This is a genomic window from Methylobacterium sp. J-070, from assembly GCF_022829385.1.
Taxonomy (GTDB): domain Bacteria; phylum Pseudomonadota; class Alphaproteobacteria; order Rhizobiales; family Beijerinckiaceae; genus Methylobacterium.
Map to the genome: position 1 here is coordinate 39,200 of NZ_JAKSXX010000053.1, position 24,434 is coordinate 63,633.

At 67.4% G+C, this 24,434-nt stretch carries 25 protein-coding genes and 1 pseudogene; 11 read left to right on the forward strand and 15 right to left on the reverse strand.

Going from position 1 to position 24,434, the window contains the following annotated elements; translation table 11 throughout:
* Position 1: 1 nt before the first annotated feature.
* From MKL01_RS03215 to MKL01_RS03250, 8 genes are all read right to left on the reverse strand, one after another.
* Complete coding sequence (locus MKL01_RS03215; protein WP_243903789.1) at positions 2 to 1,384, reverse strand: FAD-containing oxidoreductase; 1,383 nt, start codon at positions 1,382 to 1,384, stop codon at positions 2 to 4.
* Entirely contained in the window at positions 1,384 to 1,845 is a 462-nt protein-coding gene (locus MKL01_RS03220) for a DUF4126 domain-containing protein (protein ID WP_243903790.1), read from the reverse strand. Before MKL01_RS03220 ends, MKL01_RS03215 begins: the two co-directional genes overlap by 1 nt.
* 195 nt (positions 1,846 to 2,040) lie before the next feature.
* A complete protein-coding gene (locus tag MKL01_RS03225) occupies positions 2,041 to 2,556 on the reverse strand; it encodes a DUF1993 family protein (protein ID WP_243903791.1) in 516 nt (171 codons plus the stop codon).
* Between the two features lie 444 nt (positions 2,557 to 3,000).
* The gene (locus tag MKL01_RS03230; RefSeq protein WP_243903792.1) at positions 3,001 to 3,549 is read right to left on the reverse strand and encodes a carbonic anhydrase; all 549 of its coding nucleotides are present in this window, start codon (positions 3,547 to 3,549) and stop codon (positions 3,001 to 3,003) included.
* Between the two features lie 40 nt (positions 3,550 to 3,589).
* A complete protein-coding gene (locus MKL01_RS03235; protein ID WP_243903793.1) occupies positions 3,590 to 4,075 on the reverse strand; it encodes a hypothetical protein in 486 nt (161 codons plus the stop codon).
* Positions 4,072 to 4,962: an alpha/beta fold hydrolase gene (locus tag MKL01_RS03240; RefSeq protein WP_243903794.1), complete on the reverse strand. Its 891-nt coding sequence runs from the start codon at positions 4,960 to 4,962 to the stop codon at positions 4,072 to 4,074. The genes MKL01_RS03235 and MKL01_RS03240 overlap by 4 nt, the downstream gene beginning before the upstream one ends.
* A gap of 47 nt (positions 4,963 to 5,009) precedes the next feature.
* Positions 5,010 to 5,480 carry a MarR family winged helix-turn-helix transcriptional regulator gene (locus tag MKL01_RS03245; protein ID WP_243903795.1) on the reverse strand — a complete coding sequence of 157 codons (471 nt, stop codon included), beginning with the start codon at positions 5,478 to 5,480 and terminating at the stop codon, positions 5,010 to 5,012.
* Positions 5,481 to 5,569: 89 nt separating this feature from the next.
* Complete coding sequence (locus tag MKL01_RS03250; RefSeq protein WP_243903796.1) at positions 5,570 to 6,904, reverse strand: DHA2 family efflux MFS transporter permease subunit; 1,335 nt, start codon at positions 6,902 to 6,904, stop codon at positions 5,570 to 5,572.
* Between the two features lie 156 nt (positions 6,905 to 7,060).
* On the opposite strand from MKL01_RS03250, the gene MKL01_RS03255 reads away from it, so the two are divergent.
* Both MKL01_RS03255 and MKL01_RS03260 read left to right on the forward strand, forming a co-directional pair.
* The gene (locus tag MKL01_RS03255; protein WP_243903797.1) at positions 7,061 to 7,537 is read left to right on the forward strand and encodes a MarR family winged helix-turn-helix transcriptional regulator; all 477 of its coding nucleotides are present in this window, start codon (positions 7,061 to 7,063) and stop codon (positions 7,535 to 7,537) included.
* An 84-nt stretch (positions 7,538 to 7,621) separates the two neighbouring features.
* Positions 7,622 to 8,626: a nitrilase-related carbon-nitrogen hydrolase gene (locus tag MKL01_RS03260; RefSeq protein ID WP_243903798.1), complete on the forward strand. Its 1,005-nt coding sequence runs from the start codon at positions 7,622 to 7,624 to the stop codon at positions 8,624 to 8,626.
* Positions 8,627 to 8,779: 153 nt separating this feature from the next.
* Here the strand turns inward: MKL01_RS03260 and MKL01_RS03265 are convergent, their stop codons facing one another.
* Positions 8,780 to 9,691 (reverse strand): LysR family transcriptional regulator, encoded by a 912-nt coding sequence (locus MKL01_RS03265; protein ID WP_243903799.1) that lies wholly within the window; start codon positions 9,689 to 9,691, stop codon positions 8,780 to 8,782.
* A 165-nt stretch (positions 9,692 to 9,856) separates the two neighbouring features.
* Here MKL01_RS03265 and MKL01_RS03270 point away from each other — a divergent pair, with 165 nt between their 5' ends.
* The 4 genes from MKL01_RS03270 to MKL01_RS03285 all read left to right on the forward strand — a co-directional run bounded on the left by MKL01_RS03270 (position 9,857) and on the right by MKL01_RS03285 (position 12,659).
* On the forward strand, positions 9,857 to 10,603 hold the full coding sequence (locus tag MKL01_RS03270) for an SDR family NAD(P)-dependent oxidoreductase (RefSeq protein ID WP_243903800.1): 747 nt from the start codon (positions 9,857 to 9,859) through the stop codon (positions 10,601 to 10,603).
* A 35-nt stretch (positions 10,604 to 10,638) separates the two neighbouring features.
* The gene (locus MKL01_RS03275) at positions 10,639 to 11,040 is read left to right on the forward strand and encodes a DUF427 domain-containing protein (protein WP_243903801.1); all 402 of its coding nucleotides are present in this window, start codon (positions 10,639 to 10,641) and stop codon (positions 11,038 to 11,040) included.
* A gap of 126 nt (positions 11,041 to 11,166) precedes the next feature.
* Positions 11,167 to 11,913, forward strand: coding sequence for an SDR family NAD(P)-dependent oxidoreductase (locus tag MKL01_RS03280; protein ID WP_243903802.1), 747 nt, complete (start codon positions 11,167 to 11,169; stop codon positions 11,911 to 11,913).
* 191 nt (positions 11,914 to 12,104) lie between these two features.
* Positions 12,105 to 12,659 (forward strand): hypothetical protein, encoded by a 555-nt coding sequence (locus tag MKL01_RS03285; RefSeq protein ID WP_243903803.1) that lies wholly within the window; start codon positions 12,105 to 12,107, stop codon positions 12,657 to 12,659.
* Between the two features lie 35 nt (positions 12,660 to 12,694).
* Here MKL01_RS03285 and MKL01_RS03290 read toward each other — a convergent pair whose 3' ends face one another.
* Positions 12,695 to 13,096, reverse strand: coding sequence for a hypothetical protein (locus MKL01_RS03290; RefSeq protein ID WP_243903804.1), 402 nt, complete (start codon positions 13,094 to 13,096; stop codon positions 12,695 to 12,697).
* Between the two features lie 189 nt (positions 13,097 to 13,285).
* Complete coding sequence (locus MKL01_RS03295) at positions 13,286 to 14,182, reverse strand: LysR family transcriptional regulator (protein ID WP_243903805.1); 897 nt, start codon at positions 14,180 to 14,182, stop codon at positions 13,286 to 13,288.
* Between the two features lie 282 nt (positions 14,183 to 14,464).
* Between MKL01_RS03295 and MKL01_RS03300 the strand changes: the two genes are divergently transcribed.
* The 4 genes and pseudogenes from MKL01_RS03300 (at position 14,465) to MKL01_RS03315 (ending at position 17,705) form a co-directional block, all read left to right on the forward strand.
* Positions 14,465 to 15,214: a glucose 1-dehydrogenase gene (locus tag MKL01_RS03300; protein ID WP_243903806.1), complete on the forward strand. Its 750-nt coding sequence runs from the start codon at positions 14,465 to 14,467 to the stop codon at positions 15,212 to 15,214.
* A gap of 32 nt (positions 15,215 to 15,246) precedes the next feature.
* Positions 15,247 to 15,675, forward strand: coding sequence for a nuclear transport factor 2 family protein (locus MKL01_RS03305; RefSeq protein ID WP_243903807.1), 429 nt, complete (start codon positions 15,247 to 15,249; stop codon positions 15,673 to 15,675).
* Between the two features lie 104 nt (positions 15,676 to 15,779).
* Positions 15,780 to 16,412: a class I SAM-dependent methyltransferase gene (locus MKL01_RS03310; RefSeq protein WP_243903808.1), complete on the forward strand. Its 633-nt coding sequence runs from the start codon at positions 15,780 to 15,782 to the stop codon at positions 16,410 to 16,412.
* A gap of 430 nt (positions 16,413 to 16,842) precedes the next feature.
* Positions 16,843 to 17,705 (forward strand): annotated as a pseudogene (locus MKL01_RS03315) (transglutaminase N-terminal domain-containing protein).
* Positions 17,706 to 17,792: 87 nt separating this feature from the next.
* On the opposite strand, the gene MKL01_RS03320 reads toward MKL01_RS03315, so the two are convergent.
* Entirely contained in the window at positions 17,793 to 19,379 is a 1,587-nt protein-coding gene (locus MKL01_RS03320) for a DHA2 family efflux MFS transporter permease subunit (RefSeq protein ID WP_243903809.1), read from the reverse strand.
* A gap of 26 nt (positions 19,380 to 19,405) precedes the next feature.
* The gene (locus MKL01_RS03325) at positions 19,406 to 20,587 is read right to left on the reverse strand and encodes an HlyD family secretion protein (RefSeq protein WP_243903810.1); all 1,182 of its coding nucleotides are present in this window, start codon (positions 20,585 to 20,587) and stop codon (positions 19,406 to 19,408) included.
* A 123-nt stretch (positions 20,588 to 20,710) separates the two neighbouring features.
* Here MKL01_RS03325 and MKL01_RS03330 point away from each other — a divergent pair, with 123 nt between their 5' ends.
* Complete coding sequence (locus tag MKL01_RS03330; RefSeq protein WP_243903811.1) at positions 20,711 to 21,397, forward strand: TetR/AcrR family transcriptional regulator; 687 nt, start codon at positions 20,711 to 20,713, stop codon at positions 21,395 to 21,397.
* A gap of 782 nt (positions 21,398 to 22,179) precedes the next feature.
* Here MKL01_RS03330 and MKL01_RS03335 read toward each other — a convergent pair.
* Together MKL01_RS03335 and MKL01_RS03340 are read right to left on the reverse strand one after the other, a co-directional pair.
* Positions 22,180 to 23,139, reverse strand: a complete 960-nt coding sequence (locus MKL01_RS03335; RefSeq protein ID WP_243903812.1) for a hypothetical protein — start codon at positions 23,137 to 23,139, stop codon at positions 22,180 to 22,182.
* A gap of 94 nt (positions 23,140 to 23,233) precedes the next feature.
* The gene (locus MKL01_RS03340; protein WP_409566192.1) at positions 23,234 to 24,418 is read right to left on the reverse strand and encodes a thiolase family protein; all 1,185 of its coding nucleotides are present in this window, start codon (positions 24,416 to 24,418) and stop codon (positions 23,234 to 23,236) included.
* Between the last annotated feature and the right edge of the window lie 16 nt (positions 24,419 to 24,434).

A 24,434-nucleotide genomic window follows, 5' to 3' on the forward strand; every position in this document is an offset into this window, starting at 1 on the left:
TTCACTGACCGAGTGGCTTGAGATCCCCCAGGACGGTCGGGATCAGCTCGGACACGGTGGGGTGGATCGGCACCGCCCATTGCAGGGTCGGTGCGGTCGCGCCCGCGTTCATCATGTCGAGGATGCCGTGCACGGCCTCGTCGCCGCCGGTGCCCAGGATCGCCGCGCCCAGGATGGCCTGGCTCCCGGCATCCACCAGCACCTTCATGAACCCCTTGGTCTCGCCCTTCTCCACGGCGCGGCCCACCCGGGTCATCGGCCGCGTGCCCATCAGCGCCGGGCGGCCGCTCGCGCGCACCTCGGCTTCGCTCATGCCGACGCGACCTAGAGGCGGGTCGATGTACAGGGCGTAGCCCGGGATGCGGTCGCTGACCCGGCGGCTCGCCCCGTCGAGGAGGTTGGCGGCCACGATCTCGAAGTCATTGTAGGCCGTGTGGGTGAAGGCGCCTCGCCCGTTGCAATCACCCAGCGCGTAAACGCCCGACACGGTGGTCTGGAGGCCGTCGTCGACGGTGATGTAGCCGCGGGCGTCCGTGGCGATGCCGGCCGCTTCGAGGCCGAGATCCTCGGTGTTGGGCTGGCGGCCCACGGCGAGCAGCACGTGTGAACCGACCACCTCCGGCTCGCCCTCGGTGCAGTTCACCCCGACGGCGACCCCGTCGGCGTGGGGCGCGAACCGGATGCATTCGGCGTCCAACCGCAGGGCGATGCCCTCGTCGCGCAGGATGCCGGCGACCGCCTCGGAGATGTCCAGGTCCTCACGGCCGACCAGCCGCGGCCCCATCTCCACGACGGTGACCTGGCTGCCGAAGCGGCGATAGGCTTGGGCGAACTCCAGGCCGATGTAGCTGCCGCCCACCACCACGAGGTGCTCGGGCACCGTATCGAGCTGCAGCAGCGTCGTGTTGGTCAGGAACGGTACGGCATCGATGCCCGGCAGGGCGGGTACGTGCGCCCGGCCCCCGACGTTGATGAAGATGCGCTCCGCCTCCAGCACCTCGTCGCCGACCGCCACCGCATGCCCGGATACGAACCGGGCCTGTCCGGTGATGACGGTGCAGCCCTCCATGCCGCGAAGCCACCCCTCGACGCCGGCCCGCGCCTTGGCGGAGACGCCCTGCTGCCGCGCGGCGACCGCCCGGGCGTCGATGCCCACGGGTCCCTGAAGCACGACGCCGTACTCGGCGGCGCGGCGGGCGAGGTTGGCTGCGTAGGCGCTCGCCACGAGGGTTTTGGTCGGCATGCAGCCGGTGTTCACGCAGGTGCCGCCGAAGAGCTTGCGCTCGATCACCGCGACCCGCTGGCCGGCGGCGGTGAGGCGTCCGGCCAGCGGCGGCCCGGCCTGGCCGGCGCCGATGACGATGGCGTCGAACCGGCGCCCCATCACAGCGCCCCCAGGATGAGCGCGCCGCCCAGGACGGCGACCGCATCCTCGATGAGGGCGGCCGACCGGTCCTTGCCGAAGGAGGCCGCGAGGCGTCCTCGCACCTCGGCGCCCCCGAGGGTCCCGATCACGGCGCCGACGACGCCCGCCACGAGCCCTCCGACGAGCTGCCCGGATGGGATGCCGATTGCCGCTCCGCTCAGGGCGCCGCTGAGTAGCCGGGGGGCAAACTGCATCGGCACCTTGCGGCTCGGGGTGCTCGGCAGTTGGTCGGTGACGAACTCGCCCAGGGCCAGGACCGTGAACACGTAGGGCGTGAACCGATAGCCCAGGAAGGCGAGCCAGGAGCCGTCGAGGTTGAGCAAGCCCAGCGCGGCCGCCCAACTGGCGATGGCCGGAGCCGTGAAGGCGCGCAGTCCGGCGATGACGCCGACGAGCAGTGCGAGAAGGAGCATCGTCATGGGTCGGTACCTCCGGGTTCAGATGCAGGTTGCGGACCGCCAAGCCCCTCCGTCGATGCGGCGGCATGACAGGACGCCCGCAGTCGATGGATGCGGGACGCGGGAGGTCACCGGAGACGGCCGACCTCTTTCCATGACGGTCTCAGGAGTTCCGCGGAGGGCCGGCCGAAGGGAGACCCAGCCGTGGCGGCCATCTCAGGTGCGGTCGTGCATGCCGAGATAGTCGATCTTGCCGAGGGGGACGCCGAGGTGACGCAGGATGTCGTAGGCGGTCGTGACGTGGAAGAAGAAGTTCGGCAGCGCGAAGGTCAGAAGGTAGGCGTCGCCTGACAGCGTCGCCTTGAGCGCTCCGCCACCGAACGTGATCTCCCGCGCCTCGCTGCCCTCCAGCGCCTCGGGGGTGACCGTCTCCAGGTAAGACACCGTTCGCGTGCACCGGAGGCGCAGATCCTGGAAGGTCGTCTCCTCGTCCGCGAGGGACGGACCCGACCCGCCGGTGAGGCGCGCGGCCGCGTACTTGGCCGTGTCGCTCGCCCGCTGCACCTGACCCGAGAGGGGGAACATGTCGGGCGCGAGGCGGGCCGCCACCATGGCGGCGGGATCGACGCCCGCGTCGCGGGCATGGGCCTCGCCCTTGGCGAGCAGGTCCGACAGCACACCGAGCCCGCGGGTGAGGACGGGGACCGAGGCTTGGTACATCGAGAGGGGCATCGCTGTGTTCTCCGCTGTCAGGACCGTTGACGCCAGCAAACGCGACCTCGAATGCTGGCCTCAGCCCTCGGGCCGAAGCTGTGCCGGGGGGACGACCGGGTCGATGGTCCCCTTGGCGACATCGTACACCAAGCCGGAGACCATGAAGCCACCGGGAAGGTTGAAGCGACCGAACCGAGAGGCGCCTGCTGGTCTCGATCCCTATCGTACTCGGCCCGTTCGAGCTCCCGACATGCCTGTTGGGTCGACGTCCGCCTTCAAGGCGGCGCCGTCGGTGGCCCCAGTGGCATCGCCGACCAAAACCTCGCGCTGCATCGTTCAACCCTCTCGCCTTTGCCTCGGCCCTTGCCTCGTCTCGGGCCCTGCGTGAGCTCACCTCGGGGACGAGTGACTGAACTCATGGACGAAGAGGGCCCGGCCTTCGATGCGCCGACATGATCCCGGTCAGGCGTCGGCTTCCGGCCGCAGCCGTCTGGACGGAACGACGATGTCCGTGCGCCCGGTCGCGACGTCGTAGACCACCCCCGTGACGACGATACCCGCGGGCAGTCGCAGGTTGGCCTTCAGGGCCGCAACGTCCACGGCCACGGCTTTGTAAGGGTCGGTGACGGCCAGATCGTCGAGGGTGGCCTGATCCACTCGCAGGTACTCGGCGATGAGGTCGGGCGCCAGCCGGAACGCGATACTGATGCCGCAATCGGTATGGTGGAGCTTGATCAGGTTCCAGCCCTCGCCGATATCCTTGCCGGCGCCCTGGGCCACCTTCCTGAGGATCGCCATCGTCTGGAGCGTCGTCATGTCGATGCGGCCGGCGACGTTCCGGATGACGACAGCCTCGCCGGGCTTGAGATTGAAGACGTCCGCGGGATCGACCCGAGGGTCGACGCAGCCGACGATGATCGTCTTCATTGACGGCAGCATCTTCAGGTCCGCGGAGAAGGTCCTCTCGGCAAAGTCTTGATTGCGTTGCGTCAGCGTCTCGATGAATTCCATGATGCTCTCCTGGTCCCGTCGGGTCTGGCTGAAGGGAGACTCACTTCGCGGGATCCTTCGCGGGATCAGCCAGGAGCATGCGAAGTGGGCTGATGGGTCCGAGGGGGATGAGCTGGAACTTCATCAGTCCGGCCGGCCCGAAAGGCAGCTTTTCCAGGAGAGCCTTCGCCTCGCCGGGGTCGGTGACGTTCATGAGGAACACCACCCCGCTCTGGTCCTGCTTCACGAACCATTGGTCGATCTTGCTGTCCAGGTAGAGGCGTACTGTCGCCCGCACCTCGTCGGGCAACACCTTCTGCCACTCCGCCGGTGTGGCAGTCGCGGTGAAGCTGCCTATGGCGAGAACCTTGGTCGTCGGCACGGGTGCGGGAGCCCGCGAGGACATCGGTTCCGGAGCGGCGGGCCCTTGGGCCTGGGCGGCACTCGGGAGCGTCGTCAACGTGGCCAGTGCGAGCAACGCGATCCCTCGTCCGATGCCGGGCCCAGTGCCAAGGCCCTTGAGTGAGCGTCCGACGCGGCGGCTCATGACAGCATCTCCGCAGCCACGAGGGCAGGCTCGTCGAGCTGCAGCCAGTGCCCGGCCGGAAGCAGGCTCAGCGAGGCGTTCTTCAGGTAGGAGCCGAACTCGCGCGCATTATCCGCGGTGAGGTAAGGGTCGTTCTCTCCCCAGATGATCTTCACGGGGACGTCGAGTTTCCCCAGCTCCGGGATCCGTGCCGCATTGCGGTCGAGCTCGTCGAAGAATTGCGCTGTCATCTGCACGAAGGCCGGTCCCGCGCCGTCCTGGCGGAAGTTCCTGTCGATGACCGGGCCGAGGAAGGCGTCGTAGTGCGCCTTGTGCTTGTCCGCGAGGCTGTTCTTGAACGCCTCGCGCTGGAAGTTCACGATCCAGCCGAACTGCTCCGGGCTCTGGATGATGGCCCCGGCCAGCGCCGCGAGAGGGCGCGTGCCGAATAGCGTGATGAGTTCCGGCCACCGTGCGGACGGTGACGCGGCGAAGGCGGCGTTGAGGATGACGAGGGCCGCGGTCTGGTCCGGATGCTCGATGGCGAAATTCAGCGCCGCGGCACCGGAAGAATCGTGTGCGACCGGCACGATCTGGCCGAGCCCCAGCTGGTCGACGACCGCTTCCAGGTCGCCGAGCTGCTGCCGGAAGCTGTAGTTCGCGGCTTCAGGCTTCTCCGACTGACCGAAGCCGAGGAAGTCGAAGGTCACCACGCGGCGGCCGGCGGCGACGAGATGCGGAACGAGATCGTCGTAGATGTGCATGTTGTCGGGAAAGCCGTGCATGAGCACGAACGCAGGTCCGGCACCGGCATAGTCACGAGCATGGACGATCCCCTGCTGTACTTTGACCGGACGCTCGACGAAGGCCGGACCGCCGTCCGCTTGGTGATGTGATGGCTGGGTCATGATGCATGCCTCTCCGAATAGTGCATGTACAACATAGCGCGTAAAACTCAGGCTCCTGCCGGGTCGGACAGGATACCGTTGGCGATGGCCATCACGGCGTCGGTACCGCCCTGACCGAGCACCACCTTGGCCTCTGCCTGAGCCTTGCGCCAAGCCGGCGCCGCCCTGATCAGGAGAGCCCTACCGGCCTCGGTCAGGACGAGGGGTCGGATCCGGCCGTGTACGCGGGTCGGATCTTCCTCCGCCCAGCCATCGGCCAGGATAACCTTGAGATTGCGCGACAGGGTCGAGCGATCCTGACGATGATACCGCCCGATCTGCGCCCGACTGGCGGGTTCGAGCTTGCCGATGACGACGAGAAGGACGAATTGCGCGGCGCCGATCCCGAAGGGTTGCAGCGCCTCATCGTGGATGGCCGTGATGACGCGCGAGATGAGACGGGTCCGCATGAGCACGCAGGTGCTGCCGATCTCCTCGATGAGGTCTAGCTCTGCGCCCTGGGGGTTTCCTGTTTCCATTCAAACCATATGATGCATATGCATCATTGCGTCAAGTGATCGGCGCCAAATTTGTCCTGCAGTCCATAGACCGCTTCGGGACACGCTCCTCAGCCTTTTCGGTCCTCCACCATCCAACCGGCGGCACCGGCGGCGATGCAGGCCACGACGTTCGCGACGACGGCGACGTGGAAGGCATCGATCAGCTTGGAGCCACGGGCGGCGAGGATGCCACCGATCAGGCTCGTGGCCACGAGACCACCCGCACGGGCAACGGCGCTGTTGAACCCCGAGGCGGAGCCGCTGTGGCGCTCATCGACGGCCCCGAGCACCGCGGTCGTGAGCGGTGCCACGGCACAGGCCATGCCGAGCGCCGCGACGACGAGGCCGGGCAGAACCGTCGACCCGTAGCCAGTGTGCTCGCCGATGCGCAGAAGCAGCAGGAACCCGGCCGCAACGACCAGGGGACCTGCCGTCAAAAGGGGCCTGGACCCGATCCGGCCCGCGAGGCCACCGAGAACTGGCGATGCGATGGCGATCACGAGCGGCAAGGGCAGGAGCGCCGCCCCGGCGGCCGTGCTTGAATACCCCGACGCCTCGATCAGGATGTACGGCAACAGGACAAGCATGGCTCCGAGCGCCCCGTAGAGGAGGAGCGTCAGCATCGTGAGGCCGGCGAAGGACCGCGTGCTGAACAGGGCAAGCGGCATCATGGCTCGGTCCCCCTGACGTCGCTCCCACAGGACGAAACCGAGGAGGAGCGAAGCGCCAGTGGCGAGAAGCGCCAGAGCCTCCCTGGCGAAACCCGCATCACCGGAGCCCGCGATGAGGCCCCAGGTCATCGCGCCGAGCCCAAGCGTCGCCAGGATCGCACCGCCGATATCGAGGTGGCCGTCGTCGGCGGCGCGGTCGGCCGTGACGTAACGCGAGGCCAGGAAAACGGCACCGCAGGCGAGTGGCAGGTTGACGAGGAACATCGCCCGCCAGCCGATCCCGTCGATCAGCCAGCCTCCGAGGACCGGACCGATGGCCGCAGTCGCCGCACCAGCCGCGGACCAAGTGCCCACCGCGCGGCCGCGTGCCTCCCCGGTGAACGTGTCGCTGAGGATAGCTAGGCTGTTCGGTAGGAGAAGCGCGGCTCCGACACCCTGACCGAGGCGGGCGGCGACGAGGATCGCGAGGTTCGGTGACAGGCCGCAGGCCACGGAGGCGACCGCGAACAGAAGCACCCCGAGGATCAGGGTTCGACGGCGTCCGATCCGGTCGCCGAGCGCCCCGCCCAGGAGGAGCAATGCGGTGAGCGGCAGGAGGTAGCCGTTAATCACCCATTGCAGACCCGACGCGCCGCCAGCGAGGTCCCGGCCCAGCGCGGGCAGGCCGACATTCACCACCGACCCGTCCACGAAGGCAAGGCTCGACGCGAGAATGCAGGTTGCCAGTGTCAACCGTGGGTGTGCCGTGAGTTCGCTCGAACGAGTGCCTTCGAATCTGGCGGGTGGCGATGTGTGCAAGGAGGAATCCTATCCGTGAGGAGGTGCGGGACTGCGGCGTATGGCGATGCTTGAGCATGGACCGATAACTCGCTTGACACGTTGGTGCATATGCATCATCTGGCGCTCATGGGAAGGCGAGCTGGCCTCGTTGGCGGTAAAAAGGCGCTCGCGGAAGTCGCGAGCCACTGCGTCGCGACGCGGGCTCGGCTTCTCTCCCGGGTGCTGACTGGCATCTATGACGACGCCTACCGCCCCTTCGGGGTCAATGCTCCGCAGCTGATCCTCCTCACGGTCGTCTCGCGGATCGGGCCGGCGAGCCGCGCGGAGATCGGCCGCTTCAACCATCAGGATCGCTCCACCCTGTCCCGCAACCTGGCCCCCATGCTCTCGGCCGGATGGATCCAAGAAATCGAGCGTGCGGGTAAGGGGCGTGCAAGGCCCCTCGCCATCACCGAGCGTGGCCGACAGCTGCTCCTTTCCACCGTCCCCGCCTGGCGCTGCGCGCAGGCTGAGGCGGTGGCGATCCTCGGTGAGGCCGCTGCCGCCGCCATCACGGAGATCGGCGACAGCCTCATTAAGGCGTAAGCGCGCGGTGTATGTTGCATATACACCTTTTGTGCGTGTTGCTCTTCTAAGGCAGGCCCCGAACCAAACCGGAGAACGAACGTCATGACCATCGTCAAAGCCGCCGCTGTCCAGCTCAGCCCCGTGCTCTACAGCCGGGAGGGCACGGTCGACAAAGTCGTCAAGAAGATCCTGGAACTTGGCCGGAAGGGCGTTCAGTTCGCGACCTTTCCCGAGACCGTGGTTCCCTACTATCCCTACTTCTCGTTCGTTCAGTCGCCATACGAGATGGGTGCGGAGCACTACAGGCTGCTCGAACAGTCCGTAGAAGTTCCGTCGGTGACGACCGTGGCCATCGGCGAGGCCGCGAGGCAGGCCAAGATGGTCGTCTCCATCGGCGTGAACGAGCGGGACGGCAGGACGATCTACAACACCCAGCTCCTGTTCGACGCCGACGGCTCGCTGGTCCAGCGCCGGCGTAAGATCTCTCCGACCTACCACGAGCGCATGGTCTGGGGCATGGGTGACGGTTCCGGCCTGCGCGCCGTCGACACCGCCGTGGGTCGGGTCGGCCAGTTGGCCTGCTGGGAACACTACAACCCGCTGGCGCGATACGCGCTCATCGAGGACGGCGAGCAGATACATTCGGCGATGTATCCGGGCTCCTTCGCCGGCGACCTCTTCTCGGAGCAGATGTCGGTCAGCATCCGCATGCATGCCCTTGAGGCGGCCTGTTTCGTCGTCAACGCGACCGCATGGCTCGACTCCGACCAGCAGGCTCAGATTCTCGCCGACACCAAGACGACCGACCTCGGCCCCCTCTCAAGTGGGTGCTTCACGGCGATCATATCGCCCGAGGGCGAGTTCATGGGCGGGGCGCCCCTGCGCGAGGGTGAGGGGGAGGTCATCGCTGACCTCGATTTCTGGCAGATCGACAAGCGCAAGCGGCACATGGATGCGCGCGGACACTACAGCCGTCCGGACCTCCTGAGCCTGATGATCGACCGGACACCACGTCGTCATGTCTACGAACGGGACGACCGTCCCGGTTTCGTTGAACGCCACGCGCCGGCATCATCGGTAATCAACAATACTGCCGAGAGCGTCTGAGCCGCCCGCGTGGTCTACCACACGGCTCCGCACCAAGCTTAATGGGGCACGTTCCAAACCTGTGCGCCCTTCGTGAAGATCGCAAAGAGTGGTTCTGCAATGGGTTTCGACCGTGAGGCCGGGACCGCGAACTTTCAGCGGTTGGCCCCAGGGTCACGCCGGCGGTGGTCTTGTCGCTAGAGCGACGAGGTCGGATACCCGTGAGAGGAAGAGTTTGAGAACTTCCGGCGCATGCTCCCGGCGGTACCCGAGAACGAGATCGATCCCCGGAGGCTCCCCATCCGTGCTCAGGGGGCGGCTGATGACCGACCAGGGCAGGAAGTTGCGCGCGTACGCTGGCAGCAGCGCCACGCCCCGGGTGGATGAGACGAGCGACATCGCCATCGAGAGGTTGTCGACTTCGTGCGCCGGCGTGAGGTCGAGGCCGAACTGCGCGAGGTAGTCGTCGATTATGGTCCGCAAGGTCGGGGCGTTCCGGGCCACGATGATGAACGGGTCGTCGACAAGATCCTTGAGGCTGACCGCGTCCCGCTTCGCGAGGCGATGGTCGCTGGGAAGGACGACCACGAGCGGGTCCGTCGCGAGCGTCACGAAGGCCAGGTCCGGCATGTCGGCCTCGCGCCGCATGAACGCGACGTCGACCTTCCCCTGCATCAGCGCAGAGGCGAGGTCCGGCGAGGCCTGGCTTGAGATGGTGACGTCGACCTCCGGCAGCACGTCCCGCAGGACGCTGATCGCCCCTGCCAGCCAGTCGACCTCGTAGCCGGTCAGGAAGCCCAACACGAAGGTTGGCTTCACCGGACGGGCCGCTCGAACCGCCGCCTCCTTGGCAGCCTCTACCTGCGCGAGGGCGAGGCGGGCATGCTCCAGGAAGGCGCGGCCGGCCGCGGTCATCTCCACGCCGCGCACGCTCCGGGTGAGCAGCGGCACGCCGATCTCATATTCCAAATCCCGGATCTGCCGGCTCAGGGAGGGCTGGGCCGTGTGCAGTCGGTGCTCGGCAGCCAGCGTGAGGCTGCCTTCTTCGGCGACCGCCACGAAGTAGCGCAGGTGCCGCAGCTCCAAAACTCGGCTCCATGCCTACGAGGTATGCCCACAAACCTACAAAGTCTTTTCCGAACACGCCAGGGCCACTTAGCTGAATCCTCGCAGGCGGCGGTTCTCACGCCGCCAAGACCGGAACGAAGTGCCTCGTGCACGGACCGTTCTCGGATCAGATCGAGGCACACCATGAGCAAGCAAGTCGTTTTGATCACCGGCGCTCTCACCGGCATCGGTCGTGCCGCTGCCCTGGGCTTTGCCAAGAGCGGCAGCACCGTCGTCATCTCCGGTCGGCATGAGGAGGCTGGCCAAGCCCTCGTCGCTGAGCTGAAGGAATTCGGCACGGAAGCCGCCTTCATCAGGGCGGACGTGCGCCGTGATGAGGAGGTCGCAAGCTTGGTCGATCAGGTTGTCGAGCGTTTCGGACGCCTGGACGCGGCGGTCAACAACGCCGGCACCGAAGGGCGGCCCGGACCGGTGACCGAGCAGGATGCGGAGAGCTACGCAACGACCTTCGACACCAATGTCCTCGGCACGCTGCTCAGCATGAAGCACGAGCTTCGCGTCATGCAGGCACGGGGCGCCGGCAGCATCGTCAATATCTCCTCGACCTACGGCCATGGTGGAGCTGCCGGGGCCTCGATCTACGCGGCCAGCAAGCACGCGGTGGAGGGCCTGACGAAGTCGGCGGCCCTGGAGGCGGCGGGGTCTGGCGTCCGCGTGAACGCGGTGGCTCCGGGCCCGACCGACACCGGCATGCTCGACCGCTTCACGGGCAGCGCCGAGCGCAAGGCCGGCCTCGTCTCGGGCGTGCCGCTCCGGCGCGTGGGTGACCCTGACGAGGTCGCGAACGCCATCGTGTTCCTGGCCTCGGACCAGTCCTCGTTCACGACCGGCCAGATCCTGTCCGTGGACGGCGGCAAGTCCGCCGCCTGAGCACGACCCGAAGGTGCGAAGCCCAGGAGGCGAACATGGACCAGACACGCTCTGCCAGCGGCAAGCCGATCAAGGTTCCCGGCCCCAGCCACCCCATCGAGATCGCGACGAACCCGAACCGCGTGGTGGTCACGGTCGCCGGCCGGGTCATGGCCGACACCAGAAACGCGCTGACCCTGCGCGAGGCGGCCTATCCGGCGGTGCAATACATCCCCCGCGAGGATGTTGACATGGCGCTGCTCGCGCGCACCGAGCACGCCACTTACTGCCCGTACAAGGGCGACTGCGCCTACTTCAGCATCCCGCTCGGCGGCGAGCGCTCGGTGAACGCAGTCTGGTCCTACGAGGCTCCCTACGAGGCTGTCGAGGCGATCAAGGACCACGTCGCCTTTTACTCCAACCGCGTCGACGCCGTCGAGGAGCGGCCGGGGTCATAGACCCTCACCCCTCCTCCTTTCTGACTGCAGCAAACCCTCTCGAAGAACCGGCACCGCACCGCCGACGCCCTCGCGCCAGCGGAGGCGGTCGGCTGCGCAATCGCCTCCCTCGATAGAAGACTTGTCATGACAAACCTCACCGGCAAGACCGCCCTCGTCACCGGCGGCTCGCGCGGCATCGGCCGTGCCGCCGCCCTCGCCCTCGCCAGCGCCGGCGCACAGGTGCTCGTCCACTACGGCCGTGCCGAAGCCGAGGCCGACGCAGCGGTGGCCGAGATCCAGGCCGCTGGCGGTCGCGCCGAGAAGATCGGCGCGGACCTCTCGGATCCGCAAGGGGCCCACACCCTGGCTGCCCGGACGCGAACCATCGTCGGGGACCGGCTCGACGTGCTCGTCGTCAACGCTGGCATCTCCAAGGCCGTGTCCATCGAGGAGACCACGGTCGCCGACTTCGACGCGCTGTTTGCGGTCAACGTGCGGGCGCCATACTTCCTCGTCCAGCAGCTCCTGCCCATCCTCGGCACCGGCTGCAGCGTGATCTTCACCGCCTCACTCGGCGCGCGCGCCGCAGTCCCCAACCTCGCGGCCTACGCGGCCAGCAAGGGCGCCGTCGCCACGCTCGTGACGCAACTCGCTGCGGCGCTCGGCGGCCGCGGCATTCGGGTGAACGCCGTCGCGCCCGGCGTGATCGACACCGAAATGTCGAGCTTCGCCAAGACCGAGAAGGGCCGTGGCTTCATCCTCGGCATGCAGGCCCTAAAGCGCATCGGCAAGCCCGACGATGTCGGAGGGGTCTTCGCCTTCCTCGCCTCCGACGCAGCCCGCTGGATGACCGGCGACACCGTCCACGTTGACGGCGGCTCGAAGCTTTGAGGTGCGCAGGAACGATGCCCGCCGCGCTTGCGAGGTACAGCGAACCCGGAGTCCCGCCTATTGCGGCCGCCGTGTCGAACGCGGTGTTCGTCCCAACGGGCCACTGTAAGAAATGTCACGCTTGGTACCCATTCTTGGACGTCCGAGATGGGTGGTTTGCGGACGTCCAGCGCGCTGCCACACTCGATCCGATGGACGACGCGATCACGACCGCCTTCACATCCCTGATCGGTCTGCCCTGTTGGGGCGTCCAGCGGGGGCACGGCAGCATGCTCACCTTCGAGTTCGGTCCGCCCTACCTCCGGATCAGGGAGCCCTACGTCTCAAACTCGCCCGCGGCCTGGATACGTGAGCGGGCCGCGCGGCGGCGCATCCGACCCTGCGGGGCGTGGCACCTGTTCATCTTCTGCTGCCACTGGCGCATCGCCGTCTCCGGCGAGGTGTTGGCGGAAGACGAGAGCCCGGTCGATCAGATCGAGGCCGCGGTACACGCGGTGGATGGACAGAAGCTGACGATGTTCGCGCTTGATGCCGTCACCTGCACGACGACGTTCGCGTTTGATCTTGGGGCCAGCCTGACGACGTGGCCCTACGCGGACGAGATCGACGAGCCGTGGTCGCTATATCAGCCCGAGGGGCAGGTCCTGGCTTATCGAAGCGACGGCTGCCGCAGCCTCGGTTCGGCCGACGAGGACCCCGACCGCCACGTCTGGATACCCGTCGATCAGGACGTGCGTGTCCCTTAGCGCCGGGTCGTCCGAGAAGGGTGTGAACCGGCCGCTCACCGGTCAGTCCGTACATCCGCGAAAGTCTTACTGACGCGAACCAGAGTGACCACGTCGTCCGTCTCAACCTCACACCACGAACTATCGATAGCCCGGAGTATCACCCAAGGCGTGCCATCTCCGTCGTCGTAGGCAGAGAACTCGCCCCAGATGACCTGTTCCACCTGACCGAAAATCTGACCCAACACGACGCCGGAAACACGCTTTAAAGATTGGCAGAGCGCCTCAAGATGAATTGCCCCTTCGCCCGTAGCGGAGAGGGTTTCGTTGAAGCGGGCGACCCCGGCAACCTGCCATGAGGCCCGGATCGCGCGCTCACCGAGCATCGGCAGTACAAGGCGAGGATCAACTACAGCGGCGTGCTGCGGCTCAAGGTCATGGATTTGTAACGTCGGCATCGTCCAGCCCCCGCGTGAGGCTATTCTGGCATGGTGCTGAGCGTCTGCAATGGGTGGTTTTCTGCCCATCCGCTCTTGGACGCGGTTGCATCGAAGCGGACAATGCCGCAGGGGCCGCTCGCGACCCGTCTCGGACGCCGAGAAGGTCCGCTTGTGGGTGCATAGCCACTGCACGGGGTCCGCCACGCGTCAGTCGCTAACTGGACTCAAACCGGCGAGCAGGGGAGCGTGCGCCACAAGCCTGCGGAACAGGAAATCGTTGAACAGCCGCACGCGCTTCGTCTTCCGCGCTTCCTCCTGGGTGAGGAGCCAGAGCGTCCCGTACATGTGCAGGTCGGTCCCCGGCACCCTGACCAGGAGGGGGTCGGCATCCCCGACGAAACACGGCAGCGTCGTGATGCCGAGCCCTTGCCGGACCGCCGCGAGCTGAGATCCGGCATCCGTGACCCTGAACGGGACTTCGGCGGCGCGAACCTCGCCCTCGCCGGCCCAGTCCGGGACCCCATGGGCGCTGATGACGATCCAGCGGATGGGATCGGGCGCGCCTGCACGCCGCGCGGCGATGCAGGCGCGGGAGACGTAGACGCCCCCGAACAGGTCGGGCCCCTTCAGGCCGTGGAGATTAAGCGGCAGGCTCTTGCGGTCGTAGACGACCCGGATCGCGACGTCGGCTTCCCGGTTCGTCAGGTTCGCCAGCTCGCCGGACGACGAGATGTCCATCTCGATGTCCGGATGCAGGCGCGCGAATTCGGCGAGGTCAGGCATGAGGAGGTGGGTCGAGAGGGGCGGCGCGAGTGTCACCCGCAGGAGCCCGCGCACGCTCTGGTCCCGACCGAAGACACGGCCCTCCAGCAAGTTCGAAGTCGCCTCCATCCGGTCCGCGAGTTCGAGGATCTCCTCGCCCGCGCTCGTGATGCGGTAGCCTGACGGCAGCTTCTCGAACATCTGAACGCCGAGGCGTTCCTCAAGCTGGCCGACACGCCGGAGCACGGTCGCGTGGTTCACGCCGAGGCGTTGGGCGGCCGCCCGCACCGAGCCGGCGCGCGCCACGGCCAGGAAATAGCGGACGTCGTCCCAGTCGATCATGGTGCGTCCTGGCACCGGGGGGCACCCCGTTCCGGGCTCGTGTGCCGACGTCCCGGACGGCAACGCATCTGCATCATTTGGATGGGGGCGTTGAGGTGGCCATGGGCCTGCCGGTTCTAGCCGGGGTTACCCGTCTCCGCTACCCGGCTTACGCGCCAGGTGGATCGATTTCGCACCACCGATGTGCGCACCTTCGCACTCAACATCCGGCGGCCACGGATGCATTTCGGGGCTCTGGGAGACATCCCCGGACGTCAGGAACGGAGCACCGGAGTGGCAGTCATGAAGAGACTCGAAGGCAAGGTCGCGGTCATCACCGGCGGAAACAGCGGGATTGGATTGGCCACGGCCAAGCGCTTCGTCGAGGAGGGCGCCCACGTCGTGATCACCGGGCGGCGGGAGAAGGAGTTGCAGGAGGCGGCGGCCTCGATCCGGGACAACGTCACGACGGTCGCGGGCGACGTCACCCGGCTGGAGGACCTGGACCGGCTCTATGCAGTCGTGAAGGAGAAGCACGGCCACATCGACGTGCTCTTCGCGAATGCCGGCTGGGGTGAACTCGCACCGCTCGCAGCGGCCACCGAAGCTCACTTCGACAAGACCTTCGACCTGAACGCGAAGGGGACGTTCTTCACCGTGCAGAAGGCCCTTCCCCTGTTCAGGGACGGGGGCTCGATCATCCTGACCTCCTCGGTCGCGAACGTGAGGGGAGACGCGGCCTTCACGGCCTACGCCGCCGCCAAGGCCGCCGTGCGCTGCTTCGCCCGCGGCTGGACGGCGGAGCTGAAGGATCGAAGGATCCGCGTGAATTCCATGAGCCCCGGCCCCATCGAGACTCCGGCCCTGGAGAAGGTGGGCCTCACCGCAGAGCAGGTCGAGCAGGCGGTCGCCAGTTTCGCCTCGCAGGTCCCGCTCGGCCGCAGGGGCAAGCCTGAGGAGGTCGCGGCCGCCGTCCTGTTCCTCGCTTCTGACGAAAGCTCCTTCGTCACCGGCGTGGATCTCGCCGTCGACGGCGGCATGGCCCAGGTCTGACCTGACGCCGTACTGGATCGGGGTAAGCCACCATGAGCACCGAGCAGAACGTCCGGACGGTGAAGGACTTCTTCGCCGCGATGGGCAAGGGCGACGGGGAGGCCCTCCTGGCGCTGGTCGCCGAGGACATCGAGTGGATCATCCCGGGCAAGGACTGGCCGCTGGCGGGAACGTATCGCGGGCAGGCGGGCCTGGCGCGGCTGCTCAAGACCGCGTCCGGGTCGATGGAGACGTCGACGGAGCCCCGGGAGTTCGTCGCCCAGGGCGACCGGGTGCTGGTGGTCGGCTTCGCCAGGGGGAAGGTCAAGGCCACGAACAAGCCGTTCGAGGATGACTGGGTCTTCGCCATCACGGTCCGGGACGGCAAGCTTACCCGCGTCCGGGAGTATGTCGACACCCAGGCCTTGGCGCGGGCCGCCGAGACGGAGACGGCCCCGGCGCGCTCGTCCACCGGGTCCTGAGCCGTAGGGCAAGCCTCACGAGGCTTGCCCCAGCACCGCGCGGGCCGCGGAGCGACGTCTCGACGCCGCGCGCTCGTCGCATGTCCGACCCTGAAGGAAATCCCATGTACGACCAAGCCACGCAATCAGAACTGGTCCGGTTCGCGCGCGTCGATGCGGGCGCCACGGTCATCGACGTCTACCCGGGAGGCGGTGACTGGACCCGTGTCCTCTCGGACGTCGTCGGACCCGAAGGTCGGGTCTACAGCTTCGTGCCGGCCGAGGTCGCGCACTTCAAGAACGACCCTGTCGGCCTCATGCAGATGCTGGCGAAGGAGCCGGGCCGGGAAAACGTCGAAGCCGTCTCCGCGGACCTCGTCGCGTTGGCGGAGGTCACGCAGCCCGCGGACATCCTGTGGCTCCACCTGTTCTACCACGATCTCCACACCGCGCTGATCCAGGGCAAGGGCGCGACGGCGGACACCTTCAACCGGGCCGTCCATGACCGGCTGAGGCCCGGCGGCCGCTACGTCGTCGTCGACCACGCCGCCGCCGCCGGGTCGGGCACGAGCGATACCCAATCCCTCCACCGGATCGATCCTGCGTTGGTCCGCGAGGAGGTCGAGGCGGCCGGCTTCGTGCTGGATGCCGTGAGCACCCTGCTTGCGAACGAGGAGGATCCGCACTCGATCAAGGTGTTCGATCCGTCGATCAAGGGTCGGACGGATCGTTTCGCCTACCGGTTCATGAAACCCTGAGTGGCTTGGCCGGTCCGCCTCCAGTGGCCCGTAGGCGCTGATTGCACGGCAATACAAGCGCAATTCTTCGATTTCTTTCAGGCCGCACGGACGTGCGCGCTTCGGGGTAGGTGGACAGAGCTGCCGAATGACCAAGTTGGGCGCACCGCGGACGAAATGCCTGCGGGAAAGACGTCCGCTTCGGGGAACCACGCGACCGCGATTGTATGGCCGGGTCGGGTCGACATCGGACGGTACCAACCGTCAGGTTTCGACCTCTAGCGCCTGGGCTCCCTCTCGTTCGATTCCGACGCTTTCAAGGGCGCATCTCCAGAAAAGAACAAGCCTCGTCGATAGGCTTCAACCCGAGCCAATCGACGGGCACGTGTTCAACTGTCCTCGCAATGCCGATGGGCCCTCCACCAGCCTCGGCAGATCCGGGGATGGCACGTTGGTCGACATCTGCATCAGGCACCGGACAACCTACCGCTATCGCCAGCCGGTCAGCCTCGGGCCGCACCGCTTGATGATGAGGCCACGGGAGAGCCGCGACCTGCGCCTCCTGTCGAGTGCGATCACCCTGTCCCCGGAGGCAACGGTCACCTGGGCTCAGGACGTCGCCGGCAATGCCGTGGCGACGGCGACCTTTCACACCTTAGCCGACAGCCTCGTCGTGGAGAGCGTGTCGCGGGTGGATCTCGCAGCCGCGGCCTATCCGGTCTTCGCCATCGCCCCTTCCGCCATCGCGTTTCCCTTCCGCTACACTGACGACGAGTGGACGGATCTCGGGAATTTAACGGTCCTGCAGTACCCGAGAGGCTCTCCAAGCCTACGGGACTGGGCGCAAGGGTTCGTGGCGGGCTACCCCACCGACACTCTGTCCCTGCTCAAGGACATCAACGCCGGCGTCGGTAGCGCCATCGCCTACCAGGTCCGTGAGGATGAGGGCACGCAGTCGCCGAGCGAGACCTTGTTCCTGAGGATGGGATCCTGCCGGGATCTGGCGACGCTCCTCGTCGAGGCCGTGCGCAGCCTGGGCTTCGGGGCCCGCGTCGTCTCGGGCTACCTCCATGACCCGTCGCGAACGCTGCTCGGCTCGGCGGTTGCGGGGGCCACGCATGCCTGGGCGGAGATTTTCCTGCCGGGGCGGGATGGATCACCTTCGATCCGACGAACCGCAGCGTCGGCGGCGCCAACCTGATCCCGGTTGCGGTCGCACGCGACATCCGGCTGGCCATGCCGCTGGTCGGGAGCTTCACCGGTCCAGCGGACGCCCTCCTGGACATGTCCGTGCAGGTAAGCGTTGAAGAATAACGACCAACTAACGCCGGTTTCTCCATCCGACGAAGGCGTGCGCGCGACAATCAAGCCCTGACGAAGTCGGATGCTCGTGGGCCGGTCTCAATGCGCGCCGGCCGCTCCCGCACCCAATCCGGATTTACGCGCCAACAGGACCGCAACCGCCGCCACGGACAGGATGACGCCGATCACCGCGAACGTGTCGCTGAAGCCCATGATCAGGGCCTGCCGTTTCACGACGGCGCCGAGCTGACCGACCGCCTTGGCAGTCGCTGCGGCACGGTCCGCGATGCCGTGGGCCATGAAGTAGTCGGTCATCTGTTCGAGCCGGGCCCGGACCTCGTCCCGCGTCAGTGTGATCGACTGCCCGATGATGTTGGAGTGGAACTGCTCGCGCTTGGTCAACACGGTCGAGAGGGTCGCGGTGCCGACGGCCCCGCCGAGGTTGCGCATCATGTTTGACAGCCCTGAGGCCGCGCCGGCCTCGCTCGGGGCGATGGCGCCCGTGGTGATGGCACTGATCGGCGTCAGGACGAGCGCCTGACCGATGGCCCGCACGACGTTCGGGATGAAGAACTGGTCCCCCGAGTTGTCGAGCGAGAGCGTGATGTTCATGAAGCAGCTCGCGGCGAAGACGCTGATGCCGACGAACGCGATGTACCGCGCGTCCCAGCGCTTCATCATGAGCGGCACGAGCGGGATAAGCAGGAGTTGCGGCAGGCCGGTCCAGGCCAGCACGTTGCCGGTCTGCTCGGCATTGTAGCGCTGCACCTGACCCAGGTACTGGGGCAGGATGTAGACGGTGCCGAAGAGGGCGAAGCCGACGAGCGTGTTCGCCAGGACGCCGATGCCGAAGTTGCGCTGCTTCAGAAGGCGCAGGTTGATCAGCGGCTTCTCAACCGTGAGCTCTATGACCACGAAGGCCGTCAGGAACACGGCGGCGACGATGGCCAGCCGTAGGATGAAGGGCGAGGCGAACCAGTCGTCCTTGTTGCCCTCTTCAAGCACCGTCTGGAAGGCGGCCAGGCCGATGGCCATGGTGACGACGCCGGCCCAGTCACCCTCCTTCAAGAGGTCGAGCCGCATCGGCGAGGGGTCGAGCGTGAAGGCCAGGGCCACCACCATCACGGCGCTCGGGACGGCGTTGACGTAGAAGATGGTCTGCCAGCCGTAGTTCTCGGTCAGGTAGCCGCCGATGGTCGGCCCGATGGCCGGGGCGAAGGTCACTGCGATGGCGAACAGCGCCAGGCCGATGGGCTGCTGGGGCTTCGGCAGTTTGGTCAACACCATGGTGAAGGCCATGGGGATCAGGATGCCGCCGGCGAAGCCCTGCAGGGCCCGCATCGCGATCATGGAACCCAGGTCGTGGGTGAAGGCGCAGGCGATGGAGAACAGCGGGAACAGGATGCTGTTCACGAGGATGTAGCGGCGGAAGGAGAAGACCCGGCTGAGGTAGTCTGTGAGCGGGATCACGATGATCTCGCCGATCAGGTACGCGGTCGAGATCCAGGCGCCGTTGTCGACGCCCGTGCCGATGCCGCCCTCGATGTCGAGGAGCGAGGCGTTGGTGATCTGGATGTTCAGGATCGCCATGAAGGCGCCGATCATGCTGGCCGAGACCGCGATCCACTCGCGGGTGCTGGCGCGGGCGGCCGCCCGAGGCGCCGCGGACTGAGTGACGCTCGACATGGGACGACCCTCCTCAGGGTGCTACGTCACTTCACCTGCGCGCGGGCAGACGAGCTTTGGGCCTGCTCCTTGGTGTCGATCACCGGCTCGACCGACATGCCGGGACGGAGGTCGCCGGTGGCGGCGCTGGACGGGTCGAGCGAGATCCTCACGGGGATGCGCTGCACGACCTTCGTGAAGTTGCCGGTGGCGTTGTCCGGCGGCAGGAGCGCGAAGGTCTGACCGCTGGCGGGTGCGAGGCTGTCGACGCGCCCGGTGAAGGTCCGGCCCGGGAACATGTCGACCTCGACCGTGACGCGCTGGCCCTTGCGGACGTCGGTGAGCTGGGTCTCTTTGTAGTTCGCCACCACGTAGACCGCCGCGGTCGGGACCACCGACATCAGCTGCGTCCCGGCATTGACGTACTGGCCGACGCGCAGCGTGCGGTTGCCCACCACGCCATCCGTGGGCGCGCGAACCGTCGTGTAGGACAGGTTGAGCTCCGCCTGGTGCTCCAGCGCCCGGGCTCGCGCGAGGGCGGCCTCGGCCTGGGCAAGCTCCGCCTTCAGTTGTCCGACCTGCTTGGTCGCGGAGTTCAGCGCCGCGTTGTCCCGCTGGACGGTGGCGCGCGAGGCGGCGATCCGGGAAGCCGCCTGCTGGGCGTTCTGGACCGAGCCGTAACCGGTGGAGGCAAGATCGGCGTAGCGCTTGTTCTCCTGCTCGGCGAAGACCTGGCTGGCCTGGCTGACGGTCACGGTCGCCCTGGCCGCTTCGATCACGGCCTGCTGGGTGTCGAGGGCGGCCTTCTTGCTCTCGATGGCGGCCAGGGCGGCCAGGACATCCGCCTTCGCCTGGTCGAGGGAGACGCGATAGTCGCGGTCGTCGATGCGGGTGAGGACCTGGCCGGCCTTCACGGGCTCGTTGTCGCCCACGAGCACCTCGCCGAGGTAGCCGGACACCTTCGGGGCAATGGTGACGCTGTCGGCCTGGACGTAGGCGTCGTCGGTCGAGATGTTGAAGCGGCCTACCGTCCAGTAGTCCCAGCCGTAGTCGCCCCCCCCTGCCACTGCGGCGAGGCTCGCGCCTACCATGAGGAGCCGTCGGATGCCGCCTTTGGTCCGCTTCGGAGCCGCGAGCGCATCGGCGCGCGCTGCCAGCTTGGGATCGGTTAACGCCTCGTCGGAAGAGACCTGGCGGTCGACGGTGAATGCGTCCGGGTGCTTCGACATGACCGCTTCTCCTCGTGAGGCGGATGCCGGCGTTGGAGTTCGACCCGGCAATTAGGAAACTTGCGCGTTTCCAAATTGGTTCCTATTATCGTCGGTGTCAATCGAGCCAGCGGGAATTATTCCATGGACGCCCTACACCAGCCGGCTCGCCGCCCGCGTGGCCGGCCGCCGGTACGGACTGACGACGAGACGCGCGGGCTGATCGCGGAGGCTGCGCGGCGCGCCTTCATGACGAACGGCTTCGCCGGCACGAGCATGGATGACGTGGCGCAAGCGGCCGGCGTCTCGAAGAAGACGCTCTACCGTCTCGTCCCGAACAAGGGCGACCTGTTCCAGAGCTCGGTCACGGATCGTATCGCCAGGTTCATGCTGGCGATTGATCCGGTCGCCCTTGGCGCGTTGCCGGTTGCCACCGCGCTCGGCCGCATCATGGAGGAATACGGGCTTCTCACCCTGTCGCCGGAAACGGTCGCGATCCAGAAACTGGTCATCGCCGAGAGCGACCGGTTTCCCGCTCTCGCCGAGAGCTTCTTCCAGGAGGCGATAACGGCGACGCAGCAGGCTTTGACGGCTTATCTCAATCAACAGTGCGAGCGCGGTAAGCTTCAGCTTGCTGATCCCGGCCTGGCTGCAGGCATGCTGCGGGGAATGATGACGATGGAGCCTCAGCGGGCAGCGATGATGGGGCAGCGGCCCCTTCCGAATGTGAGCGAGATCGCCGAGAGGGCCCGGTGTTGCGTGCAGGTGTTCTTGTTCGGTGCAACGGCGCAGATCCGACCCGGCGATGTGCAGGTTGCCGAGGGATCGTAACCGGTCATTCAAAGCGGCTTCCGGAACCAGGAAATGGTCAGGGGAGAGGTGGACGTCGGCATCCGCGTTGGCCGGCTCCCTGATGCGACCGGGACAGCGAAGCTGATCAGCATTATGCGGCGGGTCGCGGTTGCCTCACCGACCTACCTATCCTGCCATGGCACACGGATGGGGCCGGCTGACATCGAGAGGCACCACATCGTGGCCGGCCCGGCAACGATGTGGCGCCTCGTCCTGACAATTTCAGCGTGACGGCCAGACGGTGCAGCTTGTTCATGCCTCATGTCACCGCCGACGGTACGGCAGGAATCGTGGCGGCGGCCGCCAGCGGTCTTGGGATCATGTCTTCGACACCCGGGGGTGCAGGCTCCATTTGGAGCACGGTGCGCTCGTGAGCTCACTTCCGGCTTGGGAGATGGCTGAGCTTCCGGTCCTCCGATGCTGCCCAACGTCGGTGCTCCCTCGTCGATAGCGGACGAACCGCTCACGGTGGGCATGACGACCCCGCCGGTCTCGACTGGGCGGAAAGTGGCGGGAGGCCGGTCCGAGCGCGCACCTCGACCATCTCCGCTTCGAGCCGTGAGATGCGCCGGCCGTGGATCTCCGCCTCGGTCGTCGCCAGGGCGCCCTCCATCGCCGCGAGCCTCCGCCAAAGCCTTCGCCACGTAGCCGGCGAGCGCAGTTTCCGAACCGTGGACCCGATCATGGCCATGTCCCCGCTTGTCGACGGCGCGCTCCGGGGTGGCCGGAACACGCGATGCATCCAGAGTCCCGGACGGCGCCTACTCCACGTCGGCGGAGCGCAGGTGAAAGCTCGGCGCCTTTCGGCCGTCCTTGGATGCAGCGGAGAGCAGCGACAGCTGGCCCTCGGCGACCCAGATCCTATGGCCCACGACCGTCACGCCCGTCGGGCCGGCGAACTGCGCGATGGGTTCGATCCGCGCCTGGTCGCCCGAGACCGTGACGCGGCTCAGGGCGCCGCTGCCCTCGACCATCACGAAGCCGTCACGGAACGGGCGCAGCCCGTCCGGAAACTTCAGGGCCCGCGTCGTTCCGAGGCGGGTGACAGGGCCGGCGACGCCGTTCGTCACGCCGACGCGGAACATCTCCCCGCCCAGGAAGGTGTTCACGTACAGGTTCCCGTCGGTCCCGAAGGCGATGCCGTCGAGCCCGTTCTTGAGGGCGTCGTCCTCGACGAAGACCTCGAACGTCGCGGCGCCCGGCTTGAGCCTCAGGATCCGCGGCGCCAGCGTGTCGGTGACGTAGAGCGCGCCGTCCCCGTCCAGGGCGAAGTCGTTCGCCAGGGCCTTTCCCCCCGGCAGCCGGACGCTCAGCTTGAGGGTCCCCGACGCGAGGTCGAACGCCTTGACCCACCCGCCCTCGGTGGCGGTTGGCCCGGGCGCACCGATGGCCGTGGCGTCGTTCGACGCGACCCATAGGGTGCCGCGCCGTTCGTCGGCCAGTAGCCCGAAGGTCGACCGCGTGCCGTGTTCGCCGGGTTTCACGAAGGGCGTCGCCGTCTCCGTTCCGCCCGCGATCCTGAGGACGCCCCCGTCGGCGATGCTGCTGACGAAGAGCGTCCCGTCGGCGAGGGACGTCACGCTCTCCGGGAAACGGGCGGTGTCCGGCAGCCGTATGGCAGTCGGCCCATCCGCGGCGGACGCGGGCAAGGCCGCCCAGGCAATCGCCAGCGACAGCACCGTATTCCTGAGCGCGTGCCGCGCCGTCTCGATGCGTATCATGGCACAACCTCTTCGTACGCCGGGTGGCGGGCCGGTTCGGGTCGGAGCGCCTCGCCGAAGCCCGTGAGGCCAGGCGCAGTCTGGAGTTGGCCCGTCAGGCGGCCTCGACCGCGAGCGCGATGCCCTGTCCGCCGCCGATACAGAGGGTGACCAGGCCGCGACGGATGCCGTCGCGACGCATGGAATGGAGCAGGCGGGTCGTCAGGACCGCGCCGGTCGCGCCGATGGGATGGCCGTGTGCGATGGCGCCACCTTCGACGTTGACGATGTCCTCGGGCAGGCCAAGCTCCTTGGCGACTGCCAGGGGCACGACCGCGAAAGCCTCGTTGATCTCGACGCGCTCCACGTCCCCGAGCGACCACCCGGCACGCTCCAGCGCCTGGCGAACGGCGGGCACCGGCCCCAGGCCGAACAGGCCCGGCTCGCAGGCCCCGATGCCGTAGGCGACGAGTCGCCCGAACGCCTCCAGGCCGTTGGCGTCGGCAAACCCCCGCTCGGCCACGAGCATCGCCGCCGCACCGGAATTCAGGCCCGGCGCGTTGCCGGCCGTGATCGTCCCGTCCTTGCGGAAGGCGGGCTTGAGCTTCGACAACGTGTCGACGGTGGTCTCCGGCCGTGGCGCCTCGTCGAGGGCAAAGGTCTCCATCCCCTTGCGGCCCTTGACCTCGACGGCGACGATCTCGGCATCGAACGCGCCGGCGGATCGGGCTTTCTCGAATCGCGCCTGGGAGCGGGCCGCCCAGGCATCCTGGGCATCGCGACCGATCTGGGCGCGCGTCGCCAGGTCCTCGGTGTGCCATCCCGAGTGCTCGCCCGAGAAGGCATCGTTGAGCCCGTCGTTCAGCATGCTGTCGAGGATCTGGGCATGGCCCATGCGGTGGCCCCAACGACCGCCCTCCATGAGGTACGGCGCCCGGTCCATGTTCTCCATGCCGCCCGCCAGCGCGACATCATGGTGGCCGAGCCGGATCTCGTCGGCGGCCGTCGCGATGGCCTGGGCGCCGGAGCCGCAGACCCGGTTCACCGTCAGGGCCGGCACCGAGACCGGGACGCCCCCGTTCACCGCGGCCTGGCGGGCCGGGTTCATGCGGTTCCCGGCCTGGACGACGTTGCCCATCGTCACGCTTCCGAGCCTGCCGCCGTCCAGACCCGAACGACGAAGGGTCTCGCGGATCGCGGTCGCGCCGAGCTCGGTCGCGGCGACGCCTTTCAGGCTCCCGCCATAGGCGCCGATAGCGGTCCGTACGGGATTGCAGAGGACGATATCACGCATGGTCAGGCCTCCATGTCACTCG

Coding starts and splice junctions, on each gene's coding strand:
- MKL01_RS03280 (WP_243903802.1), top strand. CDS start 11,167: ATGACAAACCTCACCGGCAAGACCGCCCTCGTCACCGGCGGCTCGCGC.
- MKL01_RS03290 (WP_243903804.1), bottom strand. CDS start 13,096: ATGCCGACGTTACAAATCCATGACCTTGAGCCGCAGCACGCCGCTGTA.
- MKL01_RS03260 (WP_243903798.1), top strand. CDS start 7,622: ATGACCATCGTCAAAGCCGCCGCTGTCCAGCTCAGCCCCGTGCTCTAC.
- MKL01_RS03225 (WP_243903791.1), bottom strand. CDS start 2,556: ATGCCCCTCTCGATGTACCAAGCCTCGGTCCCCGTCCTCACCCGCGGG.
- MKL01_RS03300 (WP_243903806.1), top strand. CDS start 14,465: ATGAAGAGACTCGAAGGCAAGGTCGCGGTCATCACCGGCGGAAACAGC.
- MKL01_RS03330 (WP_243903811.1), top strand. CDS start 20,711: ATGGACGCCCTACACCAGCCGGCTCGCCGCCCGCGTGGCCGGCCGCCG.
- MKL01_RS03270 (WP_243903800.1), top strand. CDS start 9,857: ATGAGCAAGCAAGTCGTTTTGATCACCGGCGCTCTCACCGGCATCGGT.
- MKL01_RS03325 (WP_243903810.1), bottom strand. CDS start 20,587: ATGTCGAAGCACCCGGACGCATTCACCGTCGACCGCCAGGTCTCTTCC.
- MKL01_RS03295 (WP_243903805.1), bottom strand. CDS start 14,182: ATGATCGACTGGGACGACGTCCGCTATTTCCTGGCCGTGGCGCGCGCC.
- MKL01_RS03305 (WP_243903807.1), top strand. CDS start 15,247: ATGAGCACCGAGCAGAACGTCCGGACGGTGAAGGACTTCTTCGCCGCG.
- MKL01_RS03215 (WP_243903789.1), bottom strand. CDS start 1,384: ATGGGGCGCCGGTTCGACGCCATCGTCATCGGCGCCGGCCAGGCCGGG.
- MKL01_RS03335 (WP_243903812.1), bottom strand. CDS start 23,139: ATGATACGCATCGAGACGGCGCGGCACGCGCTCAGGAATACGGTGCTG.
- MKL01_RS03240 (WP_243903794.1), bottom strand. CDS start 4,962: ATGACCCAGCCATCACATCACCAAGCGGACGGCGGTCCGGCCTTCGTC.
- MKL01_RS03245 (WP_243903795.1), bottom strand. CDS start 5,480: ATGGAAACAGGAAACCCCCAGGGCGCAGAGCTAGACCTCATCGAGGAG.
- MKL01_RS03310 (WP_243903808.1), top strand. CDS start 15,780: ATGTACGACCAAGCCACGCAATCAGAACTGGTCCGGTTCGCGCGCGTC.
- MKL01_RS03235 (WP_243903793.1), bottom strand. CDS start 4,075: ATGAGCCGCCGCGTCGGACGCTCACTCAAGGGCCTTGGCACTGGGCCC.
- MKL01_RS03285 (WP_243903803.1), top strand. CDS start 12,105: ATGGACGACGCGATCACGACCGCCTTCACATCCCTGATCGGTCTGCCC.
- MKL01_RS03320 (WP_243903809.1), bottom strand. CDS start 19,379: ATGTCGAGCGTCACTCAGTCCGCGGCGCCTCGGGCGGCCGCCCGCGCC.
- MKL01_RS03220 (WP_243903790.1), bottom strand. CDS start 1,845: ATGACGATGCTCCTTCTCGCACTGCTCGTCGGCGTCATCGCCGGACTG.
- MKL01_RS03275 (WP_243903801.1), top strand. CDS start 10,639: ATGGACCAGACACGCTCTGCCAGCGGCAAGCCGATCAAGGTTCCCGGC.
- MKL01_RS03255 (WP_243903797.1), top strand. CDS start 7,061: ATGCATCATCTGGCGCTCATGGGAAGGCGAGCTGGCCTCGTTGGCGGT.
- MKL01_RS03230 (WP_243903792.1), bottom strand. CDS start 3,549: ATGGAATTCATCGAGACGCTGACGCAACGCAATCAAGACTTTGCCGAG.